Raw genomic sequence first — 16,726 nt, forward strand, 5'->3', positions numbered from 1 at the left:
CTCAACCGATCTGTACAATTAATCCGTCGCGCACTTGTGAGAGACGACGGTGTATCGCATCGGGTGGGCTGGGGTAAGTAAAATTTGCGATCGCGCCAGTTTAATCTTTGCCTTCAACAGGCAGAGCGACTTAAGCACATAATAATTATTATTTTAATGCTCTTATAAATTTCTCGCAATCTTAAACTCTCACTATGAGAATTATTCATTGTTAGGATAACTTGACATTTGTTGTATAACTTCATATAATGATAATTAACGAAAGAATTTGAGTTTCTATCAGGGTGCAAGGCGCTGACTAATTTCTTGGCGCACGCTCATCAGAATTTTACCCAAATGATTTTGACCGGTTCTGTCGCAGCCACACCCCCAGTAGTAATCCGTTGGCGAATCCTCGACAATCACTCGATCCCCTGTGGCAAGAAGAATAGCTTGAATGTCTGTATGAGTGAGAAACTTAGTTAAAACTGCTTCGCGCATAATGGGAATTTTCACGGCTTCCCAATCAGCACGAATCCGGTGGTTGGGATCGCGACCTAATTTAGCGGCTTCTTGAGGAGTTGCTACGGCTTGAATTGCCGCCACTAATCTTTTATCAGTGCTGACAAATTTTTGGGCTTGATAGTAATGTTCCACAGTCAACCAATATTGACCGTGCAGAGAAATGTCATGTAGTGAAAAATTAGAAAAGCAGCCGTAAGGCTCCTCTACTTTATAAAAATAAATTATCATTAGATTTTAGATTATATATAGCAATCATAAATGAGTCGTAAATTTTTGACCCCACCCCAACCATCCCCCTTATCAAGGGGAGGGAGTAAGAAATTTACAAATGATTTAGGATGGCTATATTTTACAGGATTTAGGTAGAATATAATTATTCAGGGTGTCCATGAAGCGCCTTACCGCGCTCTTAGTAACGTTTTCAACCACTTTTTGCCTCCAAGAGTATTTGAGATTTATTCTATGAGCAGCGCGAGGCTTGTATTAAAAAATCCTCGCATCGACTTTATTTAAAATAGCATTTACGCTTTTGAACCGAGTTTCTTGGAAAAAATCGGGTTAAGGAACGAAAAATCTAGGACTCAACTGGCTTTCTGAGGAATAGTGCGTAATTCCTATTTTTAAGTTAAGGATTAAGAATGGGAAATCAAGAATAAGCAATGGAAATGTAAGAATATTTATCATTCCCTGTTTCTTCATTCCAAAACGGCATCAGAAGAATGAAAAGCGCGGTTAGCGATATCGGCATAAAGCAGTTCGCCACACAAAATTTTGCTCATCAAGTGAGTAGGCATCGGGAATTTGACGCCCGCTCTATAAGCAGCTCCTGTAAACTGATAGAAGGCTCTGGCCAAGCGACGGGCCCAAACCATATCAGTGTTGCATTCTTGGGCGATCGATTGAGTGTACTGCTCCTTAGCGTCGTCGGCACATCCAAGAGATCGATCGCCTCAGCAGCCTTAAATCCGCTAACAATGGCAGGACGAATTCCTTCAGCGGACAACTGGTAATGGGTGATTGGTCATGGGGCAGGAGGAATTGGTAAGTTAATGAGTGTTAAATCTTGAGTTTTTAACTCACAACTCACAAATGATTAAGCGTCTGCTCGTTGTTGGCGGCCGTATCTCGGCAATCTCAAAACTCTTCCTATTCCCCCTGCCCAATTTCCCATTCCCTAAACAGTCGTGATATCTTTCTCTTTCGCTGCCAAAACTTCTTCTATTTTGGCAACGTACTTGTCCGTCAGCTTTTGAATTTTATCTTGCAAGTCGCGGGATTCATCTTTAGAGATATCGCTGCTTTTTTCCTGCTTGCGAATCGAGTCAACGGCATCGCGGCGGATATTGCGAATTGCAACTTTACCTTCTTCAGCAAACTTACTGGCCATTTTGACAAATTCTTGGCGTCTGTCGCTCGTCAGCGGCGGAATGTTCAAGCGAATAACTGAACCGTCGTTGTTGGGAACGAGTCCTACATCGGACAGGGAAATTGCTTTTTCGATCGAGGTAAGCGCTGTGCGATCGAACGGTTGAATGGTGATCGTAGTCGCATCCGGGGTGCCGATGTTGGCAAGGGATTTGATCGGAGTTGGAGAGCCGTAGTAGTCTACCATGACTCGATCGAGGAGGGAGGCGTTGGCCCGTCCCGTCCGAATAGTATTAAAAGACCGTTGAGTAGCCTCAACTGCCTTTTGCATATGATCTTCTGCTTCAGCTAACTTCACAAAAACCTCCGACAAGAGTTCCAATAGATTCTCCCATTACAGCTCGGTAGATGTTGCCCGACACCGAGAGGTCAAATACCATAATAGGAATATTATTTTCTTTGCAAAGGGCGATCGCGGTACTGTCCATCACCCGCAAATCTTGATTCAAGACGTGGGCATAGGTGAGGGTTTGATACCTGCGCGCGTTGGGGTTGAGGTGGGGGTCGGAATCGTACACCCCATCTACCTTAGTAGCTTTAAAAATGACCTCTGCATCAATTTCAGCAGCCCGCAAAGCGGCTGTAGTATCAGTAGTAAAAAAAGGGTTGCCAGAACCGGCACCAAAAATCACTACTCGTTTTTTTTCTAGGTGGCGAATCGCCCGCCGCCGGATGTAGGGTTCAGCTACTTCTTGCATGGCGATCGCCGATTGCACCCTCGTTGGTACTCCTGCTTGTTCAAGAGCATCCTGCAAAGTGATAGCATTCATCACCGTAGCAATCATGCCCACATAATCAGCCGTTGCCCGATCCATCCCTGCCGAAGCAGCTTTCACCCCGCGAAAAATGTTGCCACCACCGACAACAATCGCGATTTGAATGCCTTGGGACACGACTTTGGCCACTTCCTGGGCGATCGACTGAACCACTATCGGATCGATGCCGTAGCCCAAGCTGCCCATCAGCGCTTCACCGCTGAGCTTCAGCAAAACTCGCTGATATACCATCCCCATGCCGCCACTATTTTTTTACTCTTTTTGCCTCCACCATAAGATAGCAGTATGGGTGCATTTTGAACATCAATTGCCCGGAACAGACCCAAAAGTCTGTTCCAGAACACTTGACTGAGAACGGTTGACTAAATTTAATCCTTGGGGACGAAATTAAGAGCAGCAGAATTCATGCAGTAACGCTGACCGGTAGGTTTCGGCCCGTCGTTAAATACGTGACCGAGATGAGCGTCGCAAACAGCGCACAGTACCTCTGTTCGGCGCATGAACAAGGTGTTATCCGACTCGCACTTGACATTTTCTTCGCTAACGGGAGCGTAGAAACTCGGCCAACCGGTACCGGAATCGTACTTGGTTTCTGATTTAAATAGCTCAGTGCCGCAGCAAATACACTTATAAGTTCCGGGTTTTTTGTTGTCGTGATATTCGCCACTAAAAGCTCTTTCCGTTCCTTTTTTGCGGGTGACTTTAAACTGTTCTGGCGTGAGTTGTTGTTGCCATTCTGTGTCGGTTTTTTTAACTTGTTGAGTCATGATTGATGTTTGCTTAAGAGGTATTTAGCTGTTGAGTGTTGACGGTTAACTGTTAGCTGTTAACTGTTGAGTGTTGACGGTTAACGGTATATTGCTAGTTAACTCAGCCTTCCATTAATATTAACCTAATTGGCTCGATATGAACATACCAGGGAAAAGGGTTGTCCTTAATAGCCCTCCACTTTTCCTTGAAAACTTCGGCTTGCAAGTGATAATCTTGGGAATCATTGGGAGGCGAGTGCAATTTGAGATATAATGTCACCCGGTGCGGAGTTTCCACAGTCGAGGCGATCCAACAAGCAAAAGTATTTTCACTATCGCACCCGCTAACAAAACTCAGTTGATGAGCCCGAATTCCCACAGAAACTAGAGATTTGGGAATTGGTTCGACTACAGTCAGAGTACAGCCCCAGTCGATCGCCTCCACGAGAGTTACGGAGATCGGTTTAGCTGCAGAGAAATTCTTACAGCCCGTCAACTGGGCGACAGTGAAATTGCCAGGGCGATCGAAAATGTTCTCTTTGGTATCAAAGGCGATCGGCTTTCCCTCCGCCAACACCAACAGATTTTTGCACACCCGGTAAACTTCCTCTAAATTGTGGCTGACAAACAAAGTAATTCCCCGATAATTAGCCAGAGTCTGCATTAACTCCCGTTCCAGTTGACTGCGTAAATGAGTATCCAAAGCAGAAAACGGTTCGTCTAACAGTAGCAATTCTGGAGAAGGGGCGATCGCCCTCGCCAAAGCCACCCGCTGCTGTTGGCCCCCCGAAAGTTCGTGCGGGTAGCGGTTTTCCAATCCAGACATTTGCACCGAAATTAGTTGTTCTTTTACCCGAAGTTTTTGCTCGCTTTCAGATAAATGCTGCAAGCCAAACGCAATATTTTGAGCAACACTCAGGTGAGGAAATAAAGCATAGTTTTGAAACAAAAAACCGATGCGGCGGTCTTTAGAAGGTACATTAATGCCCTGTGCTGAGTCAAATAAAACCCTGCCATTGACTGCAATTTTACCGCTCATTGGAGTTTCCAAACCAGCGATGCAGCGCAGAGTCATGCTTTTGCCGGAACCCGACGCGCCCAAAATTCCCAGCACTTCCGGGCCGATATCGAAGCTGACATCCAAGGCAAAGCTGGAGAGAGGTTTAAAAATGCTTAAACAAAGTCCGTTTTTCGGTTGTTGTTGGGATTTTGTGGTAAAAGTAGACGCGACTTTAGGAAGATTTGATTGCAGTCTTTGCCTCGAATTTGGTTTGGGCGATCTCCTTTGTAAATCAGTCCAAAAATTAACAGCAGTTAGCACGCTCAAAGAAATACTCAGAATAATCAAAACCCAAATAGCAGCTTGCCTCATATCCCCAGCTTCCACAGCAAAATAAATTGCCATCGGGATAGTTTGAGTTTGTCCGGGAATATTCCCCGCTAACATCAACGTCGCGCCGAATTCACCCAAAGCGCGGGCAAATGCGAGAATAGTTCCTGCTAAAATTCCCGGCCATGCTAGCGGCAACATAATGCGCCAAAAAACTTGCCACTCTGAGGCTCCCAAAGTGCGGGCTGCATTGAGAAGATTGGCATCAATTTGCTCAAAAGCTCCCAAAGCAGTTTTGTACATGAGGGGAAATGATACAACTGTGGCAGTAATGGCGGCGGCTTGCCAAGTGAAAATTATAGTTAAGTCGAATTGTAGCAAAAATTGCCCGATCGCCCCATTTCTACCAAACAGCAGCAGCAGCAAAAATCCCACTACTGTCGGCGGCAAAACTAAGGGAGAAATGAAAATCCCTTCAATTAAAGCTTTACCTCTGATGCGAGTTGAAAGCATCCACCGGGCGGCGGCTATTCCCAGGAAAAAGGTAATAAATGTCGCAATAGCCGAGGATTTTAGAGATATCCAGAGCGGAGAAATATCAAATTCCATCTATAAATACATCCGCGTTAATCAGCGCTTATCTGCTGCCATCAGCGGTAACAAATCCCTAATTAATGAGTTGTCGAACTATGCCAAATCCGTATTTCTGAAATACTATTTTAGCCCGATCGCCCCCCAAAAAGTCAACAAACGTTTTCGCAGCAGCCGGATTGCGGCTGTTTCTGATAACTGCCAGCGGATAAACAATGGGCGAATGCAAATTTTCAGCAGCCGTTAGCCGGACAGTTACTTTGTCGGAGGCTGTGGCGTCAGTCGCATAAACTATACCAGCATCAACGTTACCGCTTTCGACGAAGGTCAGCACTTGGCGGACGTTATTTCCTAGCACTAATTTTGGCTGTATTTGCCCCCACAATCCAAGTTTATTTAGCATTTCCTGAGCGTATTGGCCCACAGGTACGCTCTTGGGTTCGCCGATCGCAATTTTCTTGATTCGGGCATCTGTCAACTGTTTGAAATCGCTCAAAGCAACACCGTTTTTGGGAGTAATCAAAACCAGGCGATTTGTCAGCAAATTGCGGCGCGTGTCGTTAATTAGCAGGTTAGATTGCTGCAAAGCATCCATTGGCTTGGTGGCGGCACTCAAAAATACATCAACCGGGGCGCCTTGCTGAATTTGCTGTTCTAGAGCACCGGAAGCACCAAAATTATAAGTAATAGTAAAATTTGGATTACTGCTTTGATAAACAGTTTTGATTTCCCCTAAAGCTTTCGAGAGACTGATAGCAGCGGATACATTTAAGGAGGTGCGCTGCAACGTATCGACTGAGGAAAAGTTCTTAAATAAGTTCCAACTAATCAGCAGTGCTAGCAGGAAGGCGACTGCGAAAATTAAGTTGGGAATACGTCTACTTTTTAAGTTCACAGACAATTGTTTTGAATCTTTTTACTCCTTACCAGGCTCTGCCTAGTAAAGCAGATTCGGAGGCTGTACCTCCAATTTTCATCCAGTCTTTGACGAGGCAGAGCCTCTGGAGATAGGTTCCCAGGCACAGCCAGGGAACCAGTTAATAATTAGTGCCGGAACGTTAATTTTAAATCTGCCTATGCTCGCCATTTGACGGAACAGCCTATTGCCTCTGTAGTTGAAGGCTCAACGGGTTGACTGTTGAGCAATTGGTCGATCGCACTCCGCAGATAAGAAACCTGCACCGCCGCCGGATCGTCAGCGTTGTCGTCAATTAAACCTTTATAGCGCAGTTTGCCGTCTTGGTCTAACAAAAAAACCTCCGGCGTTTTAGAAGCCCCAAAACTTTCAGCTACATCTTGAGCAACATCTCGGATGTAGGGGAAGTTGAGTTGATTGTTGGCCGCAAAAATTTTCATGTTTTCAAAACTGTCGTCGGGATACTGGTTTGCATCATTAGCATTAATCCCGATTAAAGTAACATCTCGATCTTGAAAATCTGCTTGAAGTTCTTTCATACGATTGAGATACAACTGCACGTAAGGGCAATGATTGCACATAAATATCACCGCGATCGCCCGATATTTTTCTAAATATCGAGCTAAATGGTGAACTTCGTCGTCAACTCCCGGCAGTTCAAAATCGGGAGCGTAGCCGTTAATGGGAGTACCCGTTGTATCCATTAGTAAACTCATGTTTTCAGGAGGTGAAGAGCAGTTTTTGCCAGCATGAAAGATGAAACAATCAGCACGAATAAAATTGGCTGTTGTTTGGCTTTACCTTAATTCTAGCCTTGCCAACAGCCTATTGTGATTCGTACTTCGCGATTTATTCCTCGTCTGGCTTTAGCCAACCTTGAGCCAGAGCTTGGTATCCAATAAGTTTGTATGCTAATTTGGCGGCGGTAAATTCTGAAACTACAGAATCTACAATAGGTGCTAATTCCATAATGTCACACCCAATTACTTCGTAGGACTCGAAGACGCGGCGCAAAAACCCGGTGAGAGAATACCAATTTAACCCGCCCGGTTCGGGTGTTCCCACTCCTGGAATTAAAGTCGGATCGATGCCGTCTAAGTCGATCGTCAAAAATACTCGCTTAGTTGTTATGCTGGCAATTGCCCGATCGGCCCAATCCGGTTGAGTAGCGATTTCGCGAGCTCGAATCACGTTTAGCTGTTTTGTTTTAATCAAGTCGGCTTCTTCTTTGCAGATAGCGCGAATCCCGATTTGCAGTGTGGGTAAGCCCATATCTACAACACGCCGCATCACGCAGGCGTGGTTGTGAATCGAGCCTTCGTATTCGTGCCGCAAGTCCCCGTGGGCGTCGATTTGCACGACTGTGAAAGGTTCATCCGGGTATGCTTGGCGATAACCTTCGACAACGCCGGCAGTGATGCTGTGTTCGCCTCCGAGGGAGATCACAAATTTATTTTCGGTAACTAGCTGGTAGACTGCTGCTTGGGTGACTTGCAGCATTTCTGAGGATGAAACTGGTTGCCTGTTGCGGGTATCGGCGATCGGCTCTTTTGTATAAATTCCGACATCGTAGCAAACTTCGGAATCCAATTCTTCGTCGTAGCACTCGAGTTGATGAGAAGCTTCTAGAAGTTTTGCCGGCCCGTTTTCGCACCCCCGGCGGTAAGTGGTGGTAGCTTCGTAGGGAATTGGTAAGATAACTACTTTGGCGGTGTCGTAGTCTGGTACAATTTCTGACCCCAGAAACGGTACGACAGCAGTGGAAACGATCGTTGGCATAAGGGAAATTTTAATACAGCAAAGAAGTCAGCAGGTTTAATCGTGACATAATATCGGCTCTAACTGCAAAGTAGTCATTAGTCATTAGTCAGCAGTCAGCAGCTAACAATGCCCCATGCCCCATGCCCTATGCCCCATGCCCAATCTAAAATCTAAAATCTAAAATCGTATGACATCTTCTACTCCCACTTCGTCAACTGCTGTTGCACCTCAAACTTGGCTGTGGAAAGGCTTTCCGATTTGCTACCAGGCTGCGGGTTCCCAGGGGCCTGCGGTGGTGTTTGTCCACGGTTTTGGTGCGTCTTGGGGCCACTGGCGCAAGAATTTGCCGGCGCTGGCTGCTGATTGCCGCTGTTATGCGATCGACCTCATCGGTTTTGGCGGTTCTGCTAAACCCGCGCCCAAGCTTGAAATTGACTATACTTTTGAAACTTGGGGACAGCTAATTGCTGATTTTTGTCGGGAGGTTGCGGGCGGGCCGGCTTTTTTGGTGGGAAATTCGATCGGCTGTGTGGCAATTATGCAAGCTGCTGTGGATTTTCCCGATATTGCTGAGGGCGTAATTTTACTCAATTGTTCCCTGCGGTTGCTGCACGATCGCAAACGCGCCGAATTGCCTTGGTATCGCAGTTTTGGAGCGCCAATTGCACAAAAAGTTTTAAATATCAAGTGGATAAGTCAATTATTTTTTAAACAATTAGCAACGCCAAAAACAGTAAAAAAAGTGCTTTTGCAAGCATATCACCGTCCTGAAGCTGTCAGCGACGAGCTGGTAAATATGCTGCTGGAACCGGCTAAAGACAGCGGCGCAGTCGAAGTATTTGTAGCATTTATCAGTTATTCTCAAGGCCCGCTACCGGAGGATTTGTTGCCTCGTTTAAGCTGTCCGGCTTTAATTTTGTGGGGTACGGACGATCCTTGGGAGCCGATCGCATTGGGACGAGAATTGGCAAAGTTTCCGGCTGTTGAAAAGTTTATTCCTTTGGAGGGAGTGGGCCATTGTCCCCAGGATGAAGCGCCGGAATTGGTCAATCCTATTTTACTCGATTGGATTAAAGAGCGATCGAGATTTGCCGAAAATCCGCCCTTGGAATCAACAAAGGAATAGGCACTTTAGCTAAGCGATCGGGTTAACTTAGAATTGAGAGTTTTTAGGAGTTGGAGTGGGAGCTATATTTCCGCGATCTCGCCAGAGCAACAAGGGAATGCTTAACGTTCCTAAAATCATCACAACTCCCGCCAGAATCCAAACGAGCACAGGATTGGGGCGATAATCACCTCGCTCGATTTGCCAGAATACTCGATTATAACGCCATGCTGCTAAGGCAATGACCGCAATGCCAAAAACGACCATGATCAGCCCTAAAGTTTCCGAGTTGAAGAAGGGAGGGGAGGAAACTTGTTGCTGAGTCATTGTAGCTTGAAATTGACGGAGAAATAAACTGAACCGACTGATCGCAAACCCAAAACCAATTAAAGCGAGTGAAGTTCGTAACCATGCCAGAAACGTGCGTTCATTTGCCTGATGTTCCCGCTGTCGGTCTATTTTAGGACTATTGTTCATCCACCCTACCTTTATAAAATATCTTAAGCTTTCCCTCGTAGATTATTGTTTCACTTGTGATTGTGGAGGGAAGTATGGGTATTGCGATCGTGATTCATCATCACCCAAAATATAGTATCAGTAAATCGACAAAAAAGCGATCGCCTCCATCTCTACCAACATAAAATAATAGGACACAGCAATGCTGTGTCCCTACAAATACCCCAGTTATAATCCAGTTTAAAAAGACTTAGCGGCACCGCCGGACTGAGCCTTTTTCTCCAACCAATCCTTACCCAATCTGATTGTCACGTCCGAATTCAAAGAACCGGTACTCTCAACCAACACATCTCCAAAACCCAAAAACTGGCGAATCGCTTGAGCACCTTTAATATCGCCCTGTTGAGCTACTAGAGTAGTTACCTCCAGCGGTTCGGGCCAAGCTTTATAAACCTGAACATTCCGATAACCGGCTTGAGTCAAATTATTGACAAAAGCTTCAACAGCCGATGGATCTCCGGTACTATCTTGAATCGCCACCTTCAGAAAAGTCGAATCAGCATTCTCAATTGTCCAAGTATTTTGGCCGAAGTCAAAATGGTCCGCCACCATAGTTTCGATGGCATATTGGTCGGGCAACCAAAAACTTGACTTGTAGTCCTTAGAATCGCTAAATTTACCGGGAACCATCAACATCTGCACGCTATCGCGATCGGTTTGAGTAGCAAAACCAGCCAAAGCCACCAATTCTTCTATACTCAAATTCGTGTCAAGGTGAGACTGAATCACCGACAAAATCTTCGGCAAGCGAGACAGCAAACCTACATTAACTTCCTGTTCCACAAAAGCCCGCATCAACAATTGCTGGCGCTGAACCCGCCCGATGTCGCCCAAATCGTCGTGCCTATAAAGCAAGTATTGCACGATTTGTTCGCCGTTGAGTTTCTGCTTGCCAGCCTTTAAATTTATATATAAATGCTGGCTTTCATCGGTATACTTCATGTCTTTAGGGACATTGATAGTAATGCCACCAAGTGCATCGACCAAGCTTTTTATGCCTTGAATATTGACTGTGACATAGCGGTCAATTCCCACGCCGCCCAATAGTCCGCTGACTGCCTTCGCTGACGAAGCTGGGCCCCCGTAGTAATTAGCTTCGTTGATTTTCACCTCGCCCCTGCCTTCAACATAGGTGCGGGTGTCTCGCGGAATGGAAAGCAGGCTTAACTTTTTATTTTGAGGGTCAAACCTAACCAACAGCATGGTATCGGTTAAGCCCTTAAAGGAGTTTTCCCAAAGCTCGTATCCGACATCTTTGTTGACACTTCCTTCGATGTCAGAGGTCAGAACTTTAAGTCCTAAAACTAAAATATTAACTGGCCGAGTCAGCTCCGGCATCTTCATGTTGAGCTTTGCCATGTCGCCTTGAGAAAATACTGCTGCTTCTTCAGGGCTCAACTTTTGTTGCTGAAGCGGCGTTGTGGAAAGGGAGACGGCTAGCAACGCTCCGGCTGTGGCTGAGAGCATGGCAACTCCAGCCAAACCAAAACCAAAACCCAGCCAACGGCCTCGATGGGGCTGGGAAGCTTTTTTGGTTGCAGGTTGAGCAGTTGATTGTTGGATAGGGTCTTGATTAGGAATTTTTTGAGCTGGCACTGGCTTCCTCACACACAACAAAAATAAAAAAGATAATGGCAATATGTAGTATCAAGCTGAAGACGCACTCAATCAATAGGGTAGGGGCTTAAAAGAACCCTAAATTATGATAAATGTTTGCCTACTACTTGCTCGGCTACGCGACTAATTCCAGGCAACCATAGCGGTTGACGCTTCCAGAGGCGAACCATCAGTCCCAGAGCAACGATGAAATAGCTGGTTGTTAGCAGGCTACTCATTAATAACATGGGAAGTGTCGGAGATTCCGCAGAAATCGCTCCAGCTTCTAAAAGAATATGTCCTAAGAGCCAACTAAAAGCAAGGGCAATTGCCAAGCGGCTGATGGCTTTGCGTTCGGGACTACCCTGACGGCGGTAAAGAGTCCACAGGGCGGGGAAAAAGCCGATGACTGGGATCATTAATACAAACAGACTGGCACGATCGAGTTCAGGATTTTCTAAGGGATCTGTTTTTTTCATAATTCGCTACTCCAAATTTGCAGAAGGTGAGATTTTGCACACACGTTATTTGTTAGTTAGAGGGAAAATTTATATCCTAAACCAAAATTCCGAGAGCTGGGCTGGTGCGCGATCGCCAAACTTGTCTGTCAGAGACCCAATTTTTCTGCCCCCCAATCTCGCGACCGATCGTTGGCAACTTTTCGACCCGGAGACCCGTATTTTGATAAACTGGATACAGCACAGCAGTCAGGAGAACAGACTTAGCCATGACCCAATCCCAAAAACCGATCGTTATTGCTCCATCCATATTATCAGCCGATTTTAGCCGTCTTGGAGAAGAGATTCAGGCTGTCGATCGAGCTGGGGCTGACTGGATTCACGTAGATGTGATGGACGGTCGCTTTGTTCCTAATATTACTATCGGGCCGCTGATTGTTGAGGCAATTCGCCCCGTTACTACCAAGGTGATCGATGTCCACTTGATGATTGTGGAGCCGGAGAAGTACGTCGAGGACTTCGCTAAGGCCGGTGCTGACATTATTTCGGTTCACGCGGAACATAATGCTTCGCCTCACTTGCACCGCACCCTCGGCCAAATTCGGGAATTGGGCAAGCAGGCTGGTGTGGTTCTGAATCCTTCGACGCCCTTGGAGTTGATCGAGTACGTGCTGGAACTTTGCGATTTGGTGCTGATTATGAGCGTCAATCCGGGCTTTGGTGGTCAAAGTTTTATCCCGGCTGTTTTGCCGAAAATTCGCCAGTTGCGTAAAATGTGCGACGACAAGGGCCTCGATCCTTGGATTGAGGTAGATGGCGGTTTGAAGGGGAACAATACTTGGCAGGTTCTGGAAGCGGGCGCAAATGCGATCGTCGCTGGTTCTGCTGTGTTTAAGGCGAATGATTACGCAGCGGCGATCGAGGGTATCCGCCACAGCAAGCGCCCGACTCCTGAGTTGGCTGCCGTTTAATCAAAGATTTTTCGAGTTTTTCGGGTTTTTCTCGTTCCCAGCCCAAGTAGGCTGGGAACGCATTTTTAGACTCGGTTTCCAAGAGTCATGAATTACTTATTTCGAGACAGAGGCGAGAATGCTTTCCATCTCAGAAAGCTCGATCGCCCCGGAGAAAGTTGTGCCGTTCATAATAAAGAAGGGAGTTCCTTGAATGCCCAGTTGTTGAGCGAGTTGCACGTCTTTCTGAATGGCGGCTTCTGCAGCGGGGCTGTTGCGATCGGTGTTAAATTTATCTAATTTTAGATTGAGCTTTTGGGCGATCGATGTGTACAATGGCTCGCCTAACTCTTTCTGTCCTTCAAACAAAGCGCTGTAATATTCCCAGAATTTGCCCTGCTGTTGAGCAGCCCAAGCTGCTTTAGCTGCTGGCAGTGCTTGAGGGTGAATAGAAGTCAAGGGTAAATGCTTGTAAGCTAAAGTAACTTTGTCCTGGTGTTTTGCCATAAACTGCTTGACAGTATCGTGAGCGCGCGCGCAAAACGGACATTGAAAGTCAGAGAATTCTAAAAGTACAATCTGCTGCGAAGCTGAACCCGTGCTGGGAGAATCGCCGATCGCCGATTTGGGATTAGTTTTCATCTCCTGCAAAAATGACTGCTGCGCTGCTTTTAGAGACTGCTGCTGCTGTTGCTGGTACGCTTGTACCGACTCTAAAATCGCTTGCGGGTTTTCGCGGATAACCTGCAAGACTTGCTCTTTAAACTTGGGATCGACTGAATTGCCAGCCGCTGACTGTGCAGGGGAACAACCGATAAATACCAGGCAACCTACCAGGAGTGCAGCAAAGCACAAGGCTTGCTGGCTGCGGAGTTTTCGCCAAATAGTGGATACGTTCATCTTTTTTTATGATTCACGGCAACACTTAATCCTACATTTAATTTTGCGAAGTGTCAGGTATACCGCAGTTTACTGCTGTGCTGTTATTTTTATTTATGACCAATATTTATTTCCTGGCGATCGGTAATTCGTCGGTAATTGGCAAGGGTTGTGAATCACCAGAACACCGACTAACCTAATAATTAAGATTTAAATCATTGGAATTTATTATAATATAATTTCGCCTCCAACGACTCCAATAAAAAAGGTTTGTAGTGAGGACTTTATTCCTGAGCAGATTCTGAAGACTCAAGTCTTAACTACAAACGCGCTCACGGTTAATTTTACAGGACTAGATATAAAATATAAAAGGACGATCGCCCGGGCGATCGTCCTTTTATTTGCGGCACGTATTATCAGCTTTGAAGCGTGTCTGAATTCAAGATTATTTACGGTTGTTGAGCCATTTAGCCGCAACTATTCCCAAGATACCCACAACAACTGGATTTCCCAAAAACTTCATCAAGCTCGGCTGTTCTGCTAGCACTTCTTGGAAAATATCCGGGTGATTGTGATAGGTAAACGAGGCCAGCTTGGTAACATCGTCAGCATTCATGCGGCTCGCGTGGTGAGTAGAAAGTCCTAGCTGCTTTTCCAATTGGCGATCGTTCAATCCTCTCTTGCCCAAATGCTTGAAGAATTCCCGCGCTACATCGTCGCGTTCATTGGGCTTAATTTGGGCGATCGCCTTTTGCAATTCCGGTTCCAACTGAGCCGGCGGGAGCGAGTCGTGATTCAGGGAACGCCCGAATAATTGTTTGCGCTGAGCAGGCGAAGTTCTCTGAGCAAAATCGTCAAAGTTTTCGTAATCTTCACCAGTTGTCTCCGGCATCATTTCTCGATCGCCCTGGGCTAAATCGTTCATGATTTGACGCTTGTAATTATCGCTGCTACTCATGGTAACTCTCTTCCAATCTACACAACATTTCAGTCTTAAATTAAGATGGTTTCGCCTTCAAAAAACTGCGGAATATTAAACCGCCACGCGGCTATCATTTAAGTTTGCTAACTCGGTCAAGATTTGTATTCAATCTGATTTGATTGCTGGTCGTACTTAGCAGTCAAAATCAGTTTTTTGTCAGGAGCGTAAACCAAAACACTTACATCCTGATTTGGGAAATTGCGGTGAAAACCTTGTGCTAAAGATTTCGCCAAATCTTTCACTTCAGTCGGGCGGACTTGCGGGGTAATTACAACTCCCAACTTGTTATTGTCACGGACGTAAGCATCCTGAACCAGGCCCTTAGCCGTCTTTGTTACCCATTGACCAAAATCTTGACCTGCGGCGGTATTGCCACGTTCTAGCTGCGCGTAATAACCCTGACTGCCACCAATTGCTACAGGTACATCAGTCGGTTTTTGGGCTGAAACGCTGGGCGCGCACGCAGTAGTAACTGCCAGCATTAAAACCAAAAGTACGCCCGCAATTATTTTGCGACTCTGCTGCAATAAACTCACCTTTTTTCCTCCGTTCAGAAAAGATTTGGCATAATTGAAAGGGTCAGGTTGCTCGACCCTCTCAATTAGTATTAGGCTTAGTCTAGTTTCTTTTTGAGCTCATCTTTTACATCTTCGATGGCGTGACCAGCTTCAGCTTTTGCCTGCTTGGCTTTGCCTTCTGCTTTATCCTTCGGGTCGCCAGTAACATTACCTAGGGCTTCTTGAGCTTTGCCTGCGATGTTGTCGCCAGTTGCCTTTGCTCTATCTTGAGTGCTCATGGGTTTCTCCCTATCTGTATCTAATTTGACGTTTTTTACTTTATAAACTCATCATAGGTAACTAGGAGCTGCGTTGCACTCTACCTCTAGGAAGAAAGAATGAAGAAAAAATGAAGAGAGAACATGGAAGATGGAAAAATAATTTTTCAATTTTAGACAAACTGCCACTTTCATACTTACCGGCTTTTTTTACCGTTTCTGCTGGCTGCAATCAAGTATTTTTGTAAAAAACTGCTGGAGGGTCGCCCGTGGATCCAAGACTATTTTTTTAAACCCCAAAGAATTTATAATCTTTAAATTTTATTTAATTGTGCCTTAAAAACGCGGGTGTGGGCAAGACCGGATCTTACCCACACCCAAAAAACAACCTATTAGTTTTAATCTACCTTGTGATGACACTCTTTATCTATTTTTTGCTGAAGTTCTTCTTTCAACTGTTCGACAGCGTGCATAGTTTGAGCATCTTCTTTTTTTTGCTGACCGAGGGCTTTTTCTGTTTCCTCGCCGAGCAAGATTTCCCGGGATTTTGGTAGCGTGACTTGATTTTCGCTACCAGCGTGGGTCGCTTTTTCCTCAGTATTCATTAGTTTTTACCCTATTGTTTGCAAAATTTATTTTTAACAAGGGTACTTAAAAGTTAACCTTATATCTATCATAAGGGACATCACCAAAACTTCCCTCTGTCTGAAGGGAGATAGGGGCTGGTGAATAGTTTTGAGTTTGGAGTTTTATAGTTAAGATAAATTACGGAAACTTCCATGATCCCGAAAGGAGAGAGGGGAAGGGGAATAGTGCGTGAGATTGCTTGGTGAGTGGCAAGGCGCGGGCAGTGAATGAGTTGGGGAAAGGGGAGGAGGGAGGAGAATTTTTTTGCGGCGCGATCGGCATAAGTACCTTTTCTCGGTTCTTTGATGAGGCTGTTTCGACATCCTTGACATACTCCCCGACCGTCGCGGACGGAGATTCTAATTCATGGTTCATCGAAGTCCACTTGCTATCTCAGGGTGCATCGTCAATAGTAGAGGGGGTCTTCTCCCCACACTTTCCTTCTTTCGAGGCGGATACCTCTGGCCCAGAGGTATCGTTTTGCCGCTCCATCCCTAGCATCTTCATTCCCTTTTTCAGGATAATTAAAGTCAGTGAAGTAGTCGCCTCCTCCACTGCCAAAACTGAACGTGATAGTTTCCCATCATTCCGCTCCTCAATAAAACGGCTGTTGTCATCAGTAAGTCGTTACCAACATATCGTTTTCCCACCCCCAAAGCCTTGGTTCCACTGGTGGCTTAGGTTTAGCACTTTTGCAGCTAGATTTGTTACTGGAGTTTAGACTAAGCACAAATTGACTCAGCCTGAGCTGAGTGGAAAAAATGGTTAATCAGCGAGAGGTTCTCA

Annotated in this window: 20 protein-coding genes; 2 read left to right on the forward strand and 18 right to left on the reverse strand. The window is 45.7% G+C overall.

Going from position 1 to position 16,726, the window contains the following annotated elements; translation table 11 throughout:
- Window positions 1-279: 279 nt before the first annotated feature.
- From QUB37_RS14755 to speB, 9 genes are all read right to left on the reverse strand, one after another.
- The gene (locus QUB37_RS14755; protein WP_333163149.1) at window positions 280-732 is read right to left on the reverse strand and encodes an NADAR domain-containing protein; all 453 of its coding nucleotides are present in this window, start codon (window positions 730-732) and stop codon (window positions 280-282) included.
- A gap of 467 nt (window positions 733-1,199) precedes the next feature.
- Complete coding sequence (locus tag QUB37_RS14760) at window positions 1,200-1,376, reverse strand: hypothetical protein (RefSeq protein WP_333163151.1); 177 nt, start codon at window positions 1,374-1,376, stop codon at window positions 1,200-1,202.
- A gap of 302 nt (window positions 1,377-1,678) precedes the next feature.
- Window positions 1,679-2,227 carry a ribosome recycling factor gene (gene frr, locus QUB37_RS14765; protein ID WP_333056539.1) on the reverse strand — a complete coding sequence of 183 codons (549 nt, stop codon included), beginning with the start codon at window positions 2,225-2,227 and terminating at the stop codon, window positions 1,679-1,681.
- Window positions 2,214-2,942 carry a UMP kinase gene (gene pyrH / locus QUB37_RS14770; RefSeq protein ID WP_333076369.1) on the reverse strand — a complete coding sequence of 243 codons (729 nt, stop codon included), beginning with the start codon at window positions 2,940-2,942 and terminating at the stop codon, window positions 2,214-2,216. The genes frr and pyrH overlap by 14 nt, the downstream gene beginning before the upstream one ends.
- Window positions 2,943-3,073: 131 nt before the next feature.
- Window positions 3,074-3,472, reverse strand: a complete 399-nt coding sequence (msrB, locus tag QUB37_RS14775) for a peptide-methionine (R)-S-oxide reductase MsrB (protein WP_333163153.1) — start codon at window positions 3,470-3,472, stop codon at window positions 3,074-3,076.
- 103 nt (window positions 3,473-3,575) lie between these two features.
- A complete protein-coding gene (modB, locus tag QUB37_RS14780) occupies window positions 3,576-5,393 on the reverse strand; it encodes a molybdate ABC transporter permease subunit (RefSeq protein WP_333163156.1) in 1,818 nt (605 codons plus the stop codon).
- Window positions 5,394-5,451: 58 nt separating this feature from the next.
- Entirely contained in the window at window positions 5,452-6,270 is an 819-nt protein-coding gene (modA, locus tag QUB37_RS14785) for a molybdate ABC transporter substrate-binding protein (RefSeq protein ID WP_333163158.1), read from the reverse strand.
- 179 nt (window positions 6,271-6,449) lie between these two features.
- Window positions 6,450-7,007, reverse strand: a complete 558-nt coding sequence (locus tag QUB37_RS14790; protein WP_333163160.1) for a thioredoxin family protein — start codon at window positions 7,005-7,007, stop codon at window positions 6,450-6,452.
- A gap of 133 nt (window positions 7,008-7,140) precedes the next feature.
- Complete coding sequence (speB, locus tag QUB37_RS14795) at window positions 7,141-8,070, reverse strand: agmatinase (protein ID WP_333163162.1); 930 nt, start codon at window positions 8,068-8,070, stop codon at window positions 7,141-7,143.
- Between the two features lie 169 nt (window positions 8,071-8,239).
- Between speB and QUB37_RS14800 the strand changes: the two genes are divergently transcribed.
- Window positions 8,240-9,178 (forward strand): alpha/beta fold hydrolase, encoded by a 939-nt coding sequence (locus tag QUB37_RS14800; RefSeq protein ID WP_333163164.1) that lies wholly within the window; start codon window positions 8,240-8,242, stop codon window positions 9,176-9,178.
- A gap of 27 nt (window positions 9,179-9,205) precedes the next feature.
- Here QUB37_RS14800 and QUB37_RS14805 read toward each other — a convergent pair whose 3' ends face one another.
- The 4 genes from QUB37_RS14805 to QUB37_RS14820 form a co-directional block, all read right to left on the reverse strand.
- Complete coding sequence (locus tag QUB37_RS14805) at window positions 9,206-9,634, reverse strand: DUF202 domain-containing protein (protein ID WP_333163166.1); 429 nt, start codon at window positions 9,632-9,634, stop codon at window positions 9,206-9,208.
- Window positions 9,635-9,853: 219 nt separating this feature from the next.
- A complete protein-coding gene (locus QUB37_RS14810; protein WP_333163168.1) occupies window positions 9,854-11,269 on the reverse strand; it encodes an LCP family protein in 1,416 nt (471 codons plus the stop codon).
- A 104-nt stretch (window positions 11,270-11,373) separates the two neighbouring features.
- Complete coding sequence (locus QUB37_RS14815; RefSeq protein ID WP_333063371.1) at window positions 11,374-11,748, reverse strand: hypothetical protein; 375 nt, start codon at window positions 11,746-11,748, stop codon at window positions 11,374-11,376.
- Between the two features lie 76 nt (window positions 11,749-11,824).
- Window positions 11,825-11,998 carry a hypothetical protein gene (locus QUB37_RS14820; protein ID WP_333163170.1) on the reverse strand — a complete coding sequence of 58 codons (174 nt, stop codon included), beginning with the start codon at window positions 11,996-11,998 and terminating at the stop codon, window positions 11,825-11,827.
- On the opposite strand from QUB37_RS14820, the gene rpe reads away from it, so the two are divergent.
- The gene (rpe, locus tag QUB37_RS14825) at window positions 11,997-12,698 is read left to right on the forward strand and encodes a ribulose-phosphate 3-epimerase (protein ID WP_333163172.1); all 702 of its coding nucleotides are present in this window, start codon (window positions 11,997-11,999) and stop codon (window positions 12,696-12,698) included. The genes QUB37_RS14820 and rpe overlap by 2 nt on opposite strands.
- 96 nt (window positions 12,699-12,794) lie before the next feature.
- Here the strand turns inward: rpe and QUB37_RS14830 are convergent, their stop codons facing one another.
- The 5 genes from QUB37_RS14830 to QUB37_RS14850 all read right to left on the reverse strand — a co-directional run bounded on the left by QUB37_RS14830 (window position 12,795) and on the right by QUB37_RS14850 (window position 15,918).
- Complete coding sequence (locus tag QUB37_RS14830; RefSeq protein ID WP_333163174.1) at window positions 12,795-13,577, reverse strand: thioredoxin domain-containing protein; 783 nt, start codon at window positions 13,575-13,577, stop codon at window positions 12,795-12,797.
- Between the two features lie 424 nt (window positions 13,578-14,001).
- Window positions 14,002-14,514, reverse strand: a complete 513-nt coding sequence (locus QUB37_RS14835; protein WP_333163176.1) for a hypothetical protein — start codon at window positions 14,512-14,514, stop codon at window positions 14,002-14,004.
- Window positions 14,515-14,630: 116 nt separating this feature from the next.
- Window positions 14,631-15,074, reverse strand: a complete 444-nt coding sequence (locus QUB37_RS14840; protein WP_333085501.1) for a hypothetical protein — start codon at window positions 15,072-15,074, stop codon at window positions 14,631-14,633.
- A 77-nt stretch (window positions 15,075-15,151) separates the two neighbouring features.
- A complete protein-coding gene (locus QUB37_RS14845) occupies window positions 15,152-15,334 on the reverse strand; it encodes a CsbD family protein (RefSeq protein WP_333163178.1) in 183 nt (60 codons plus the stop codon).
- 377 nt (window positions 15,335-15,711) lie between these two features.
- Complete coding sequence (locus QUB37_RS14850) at window positions 15,712-15,918, reverse strand: hypothetical protein (RefSeq protein WP_333163180.1); 207 nt, start codon at window positions 15,916-15,918, stop codon at window positions 15,712-15,714.
- Window positions 15,919-16,726: the final 808 nt, after the last annotated feature.

It is taken from the genome of Microcoleus sp. AT3-A2 (assembly GCF_036705685.1).
Taxonomy (GTDB): Bacteria; Cyanobacteriota; Cyanobacteriia; order Cyanobacteriales; family Microcoleaceae; genus Microcoleus.

What these genes read in the sequence shown, in the direction of transcription:
- QUB37_RS14755 (WP_333163149.1), bottom strand. Translation starts at nt 732, where the DNA reads ATGATAATTTATTTTTATAAAGTAGAGGAGCCTTACGGCTGCTTTTCT.
- QUB37_RS14760 (WP_333163151.1), bottom strand. Translation starts at nt 1,376, where the DNA reads ATGGTTTGGGCCCGTCGCTTGGCCAGAGCCTTCTATCAGTTTACAGGA.
- pyrH (WP_333076369.1), bottom strand. Translation starts at nt 2,942, where the DNA reads ATGGGGATGGTATATCAGCGAGTTTTGCTGAAGCTCAGCGGTGAAGCG.
- msrB (WP_333163153.1), bottom strand. Translation starts at nt 3,472, where the DNA reads ATGACTCAACAAGTTAAAAAAACCGACACAGAATGGCAACAACAACTC.
- modB (WP_333163156.1), bottom strand. Translation starts at nt 5,393, where the DNA reads ATGGAATTTGATATTTCTCCGCTCTGGATATCTCTAAAATCCTCGGCT.
- QUB37_RS14790 (WP_333163160.1), bottom strand. Translation starts at nt 7,007, where the DNA reads ATGAGTTTACTAATGGATACAACGGGTACTCCCATTAACGGCTACGCT.
- speB (WP_333163162.1), bottom strand. Translation starts at nt 8,070, where the DNA reads ATGCCAACGATCGTTTCCACTGCTGTCGTACCGTTTCTGGGGTCAGAA.
- QUB37_RS14800 (WP_333163164.1), top strand. Translation starts at nt 8,240, where the DNA reads ATGACATCTTCTACTCCCACTTCGTCAACTGCTGTTGCACCTCAAACT.
- QUB37_RS14805 (WP_333163166.1), bottom strand. Translation starts at nt 9,634, where the DNA reads ATGAACAATAGTCCTAAAATAGACCGACAGCGGGAACATCAGGCAAAT.
- QUB37_RS14815 (WP_333063371.1), bottom strand. Translation starts at nt 11,748, where the DNA reads ATGAAAAAAACAGATCCCTTAGAAAATCCTGAACTCGATCGTGCCAGT.
- rpe (WP_333163172.1), top strand. Translation starts at nt 11,997, where the DNA reads ATGACCCAATCCCAAAAACCGATCGTTATTGCTCCATCCATATTATCA.
- QUB37_RS14820 (WP_333163170.1), bottom strand. Translation starts at nt 11,998, where the DNA reads ATGGCTAAGTCTGTTCTCCTGACTGCTGTGCTGTATCCAGTTTATCAA.
- QUB37_RS14830 (WP_333163174.1), bottom strand. Translation starts at nt 13,577, where the DNA reads ATGAACGTATCCACTATTTGGCGAAAACTCCGCAGCCAGCAAGCCTTG.
- QUB37_RS14835 (WP_333163176.1), bottom strand. Translation starts at nt 14,514, where the DNA reads ATGAGTAGCAGCGATAATTACAAGCGTCAAATCATGAACGATTTAGCC.
- QUB37_RS14845 (WP_333163178.1), bottom strand. Translation starts at nt 15,334, where the DNA reads ATGAGCACTCAAGATAGAGCAAAGGCAACTGGCGACAACATCGCAGGC.
- QUB37_RS14850 (WP_333163180.1), bottom strand. Translation starts at nt 15,918, where the DNA reads ATGAATACTGAGGAAAAAGCGACCCACGCTGGTAGCGAAAATCAAGTC.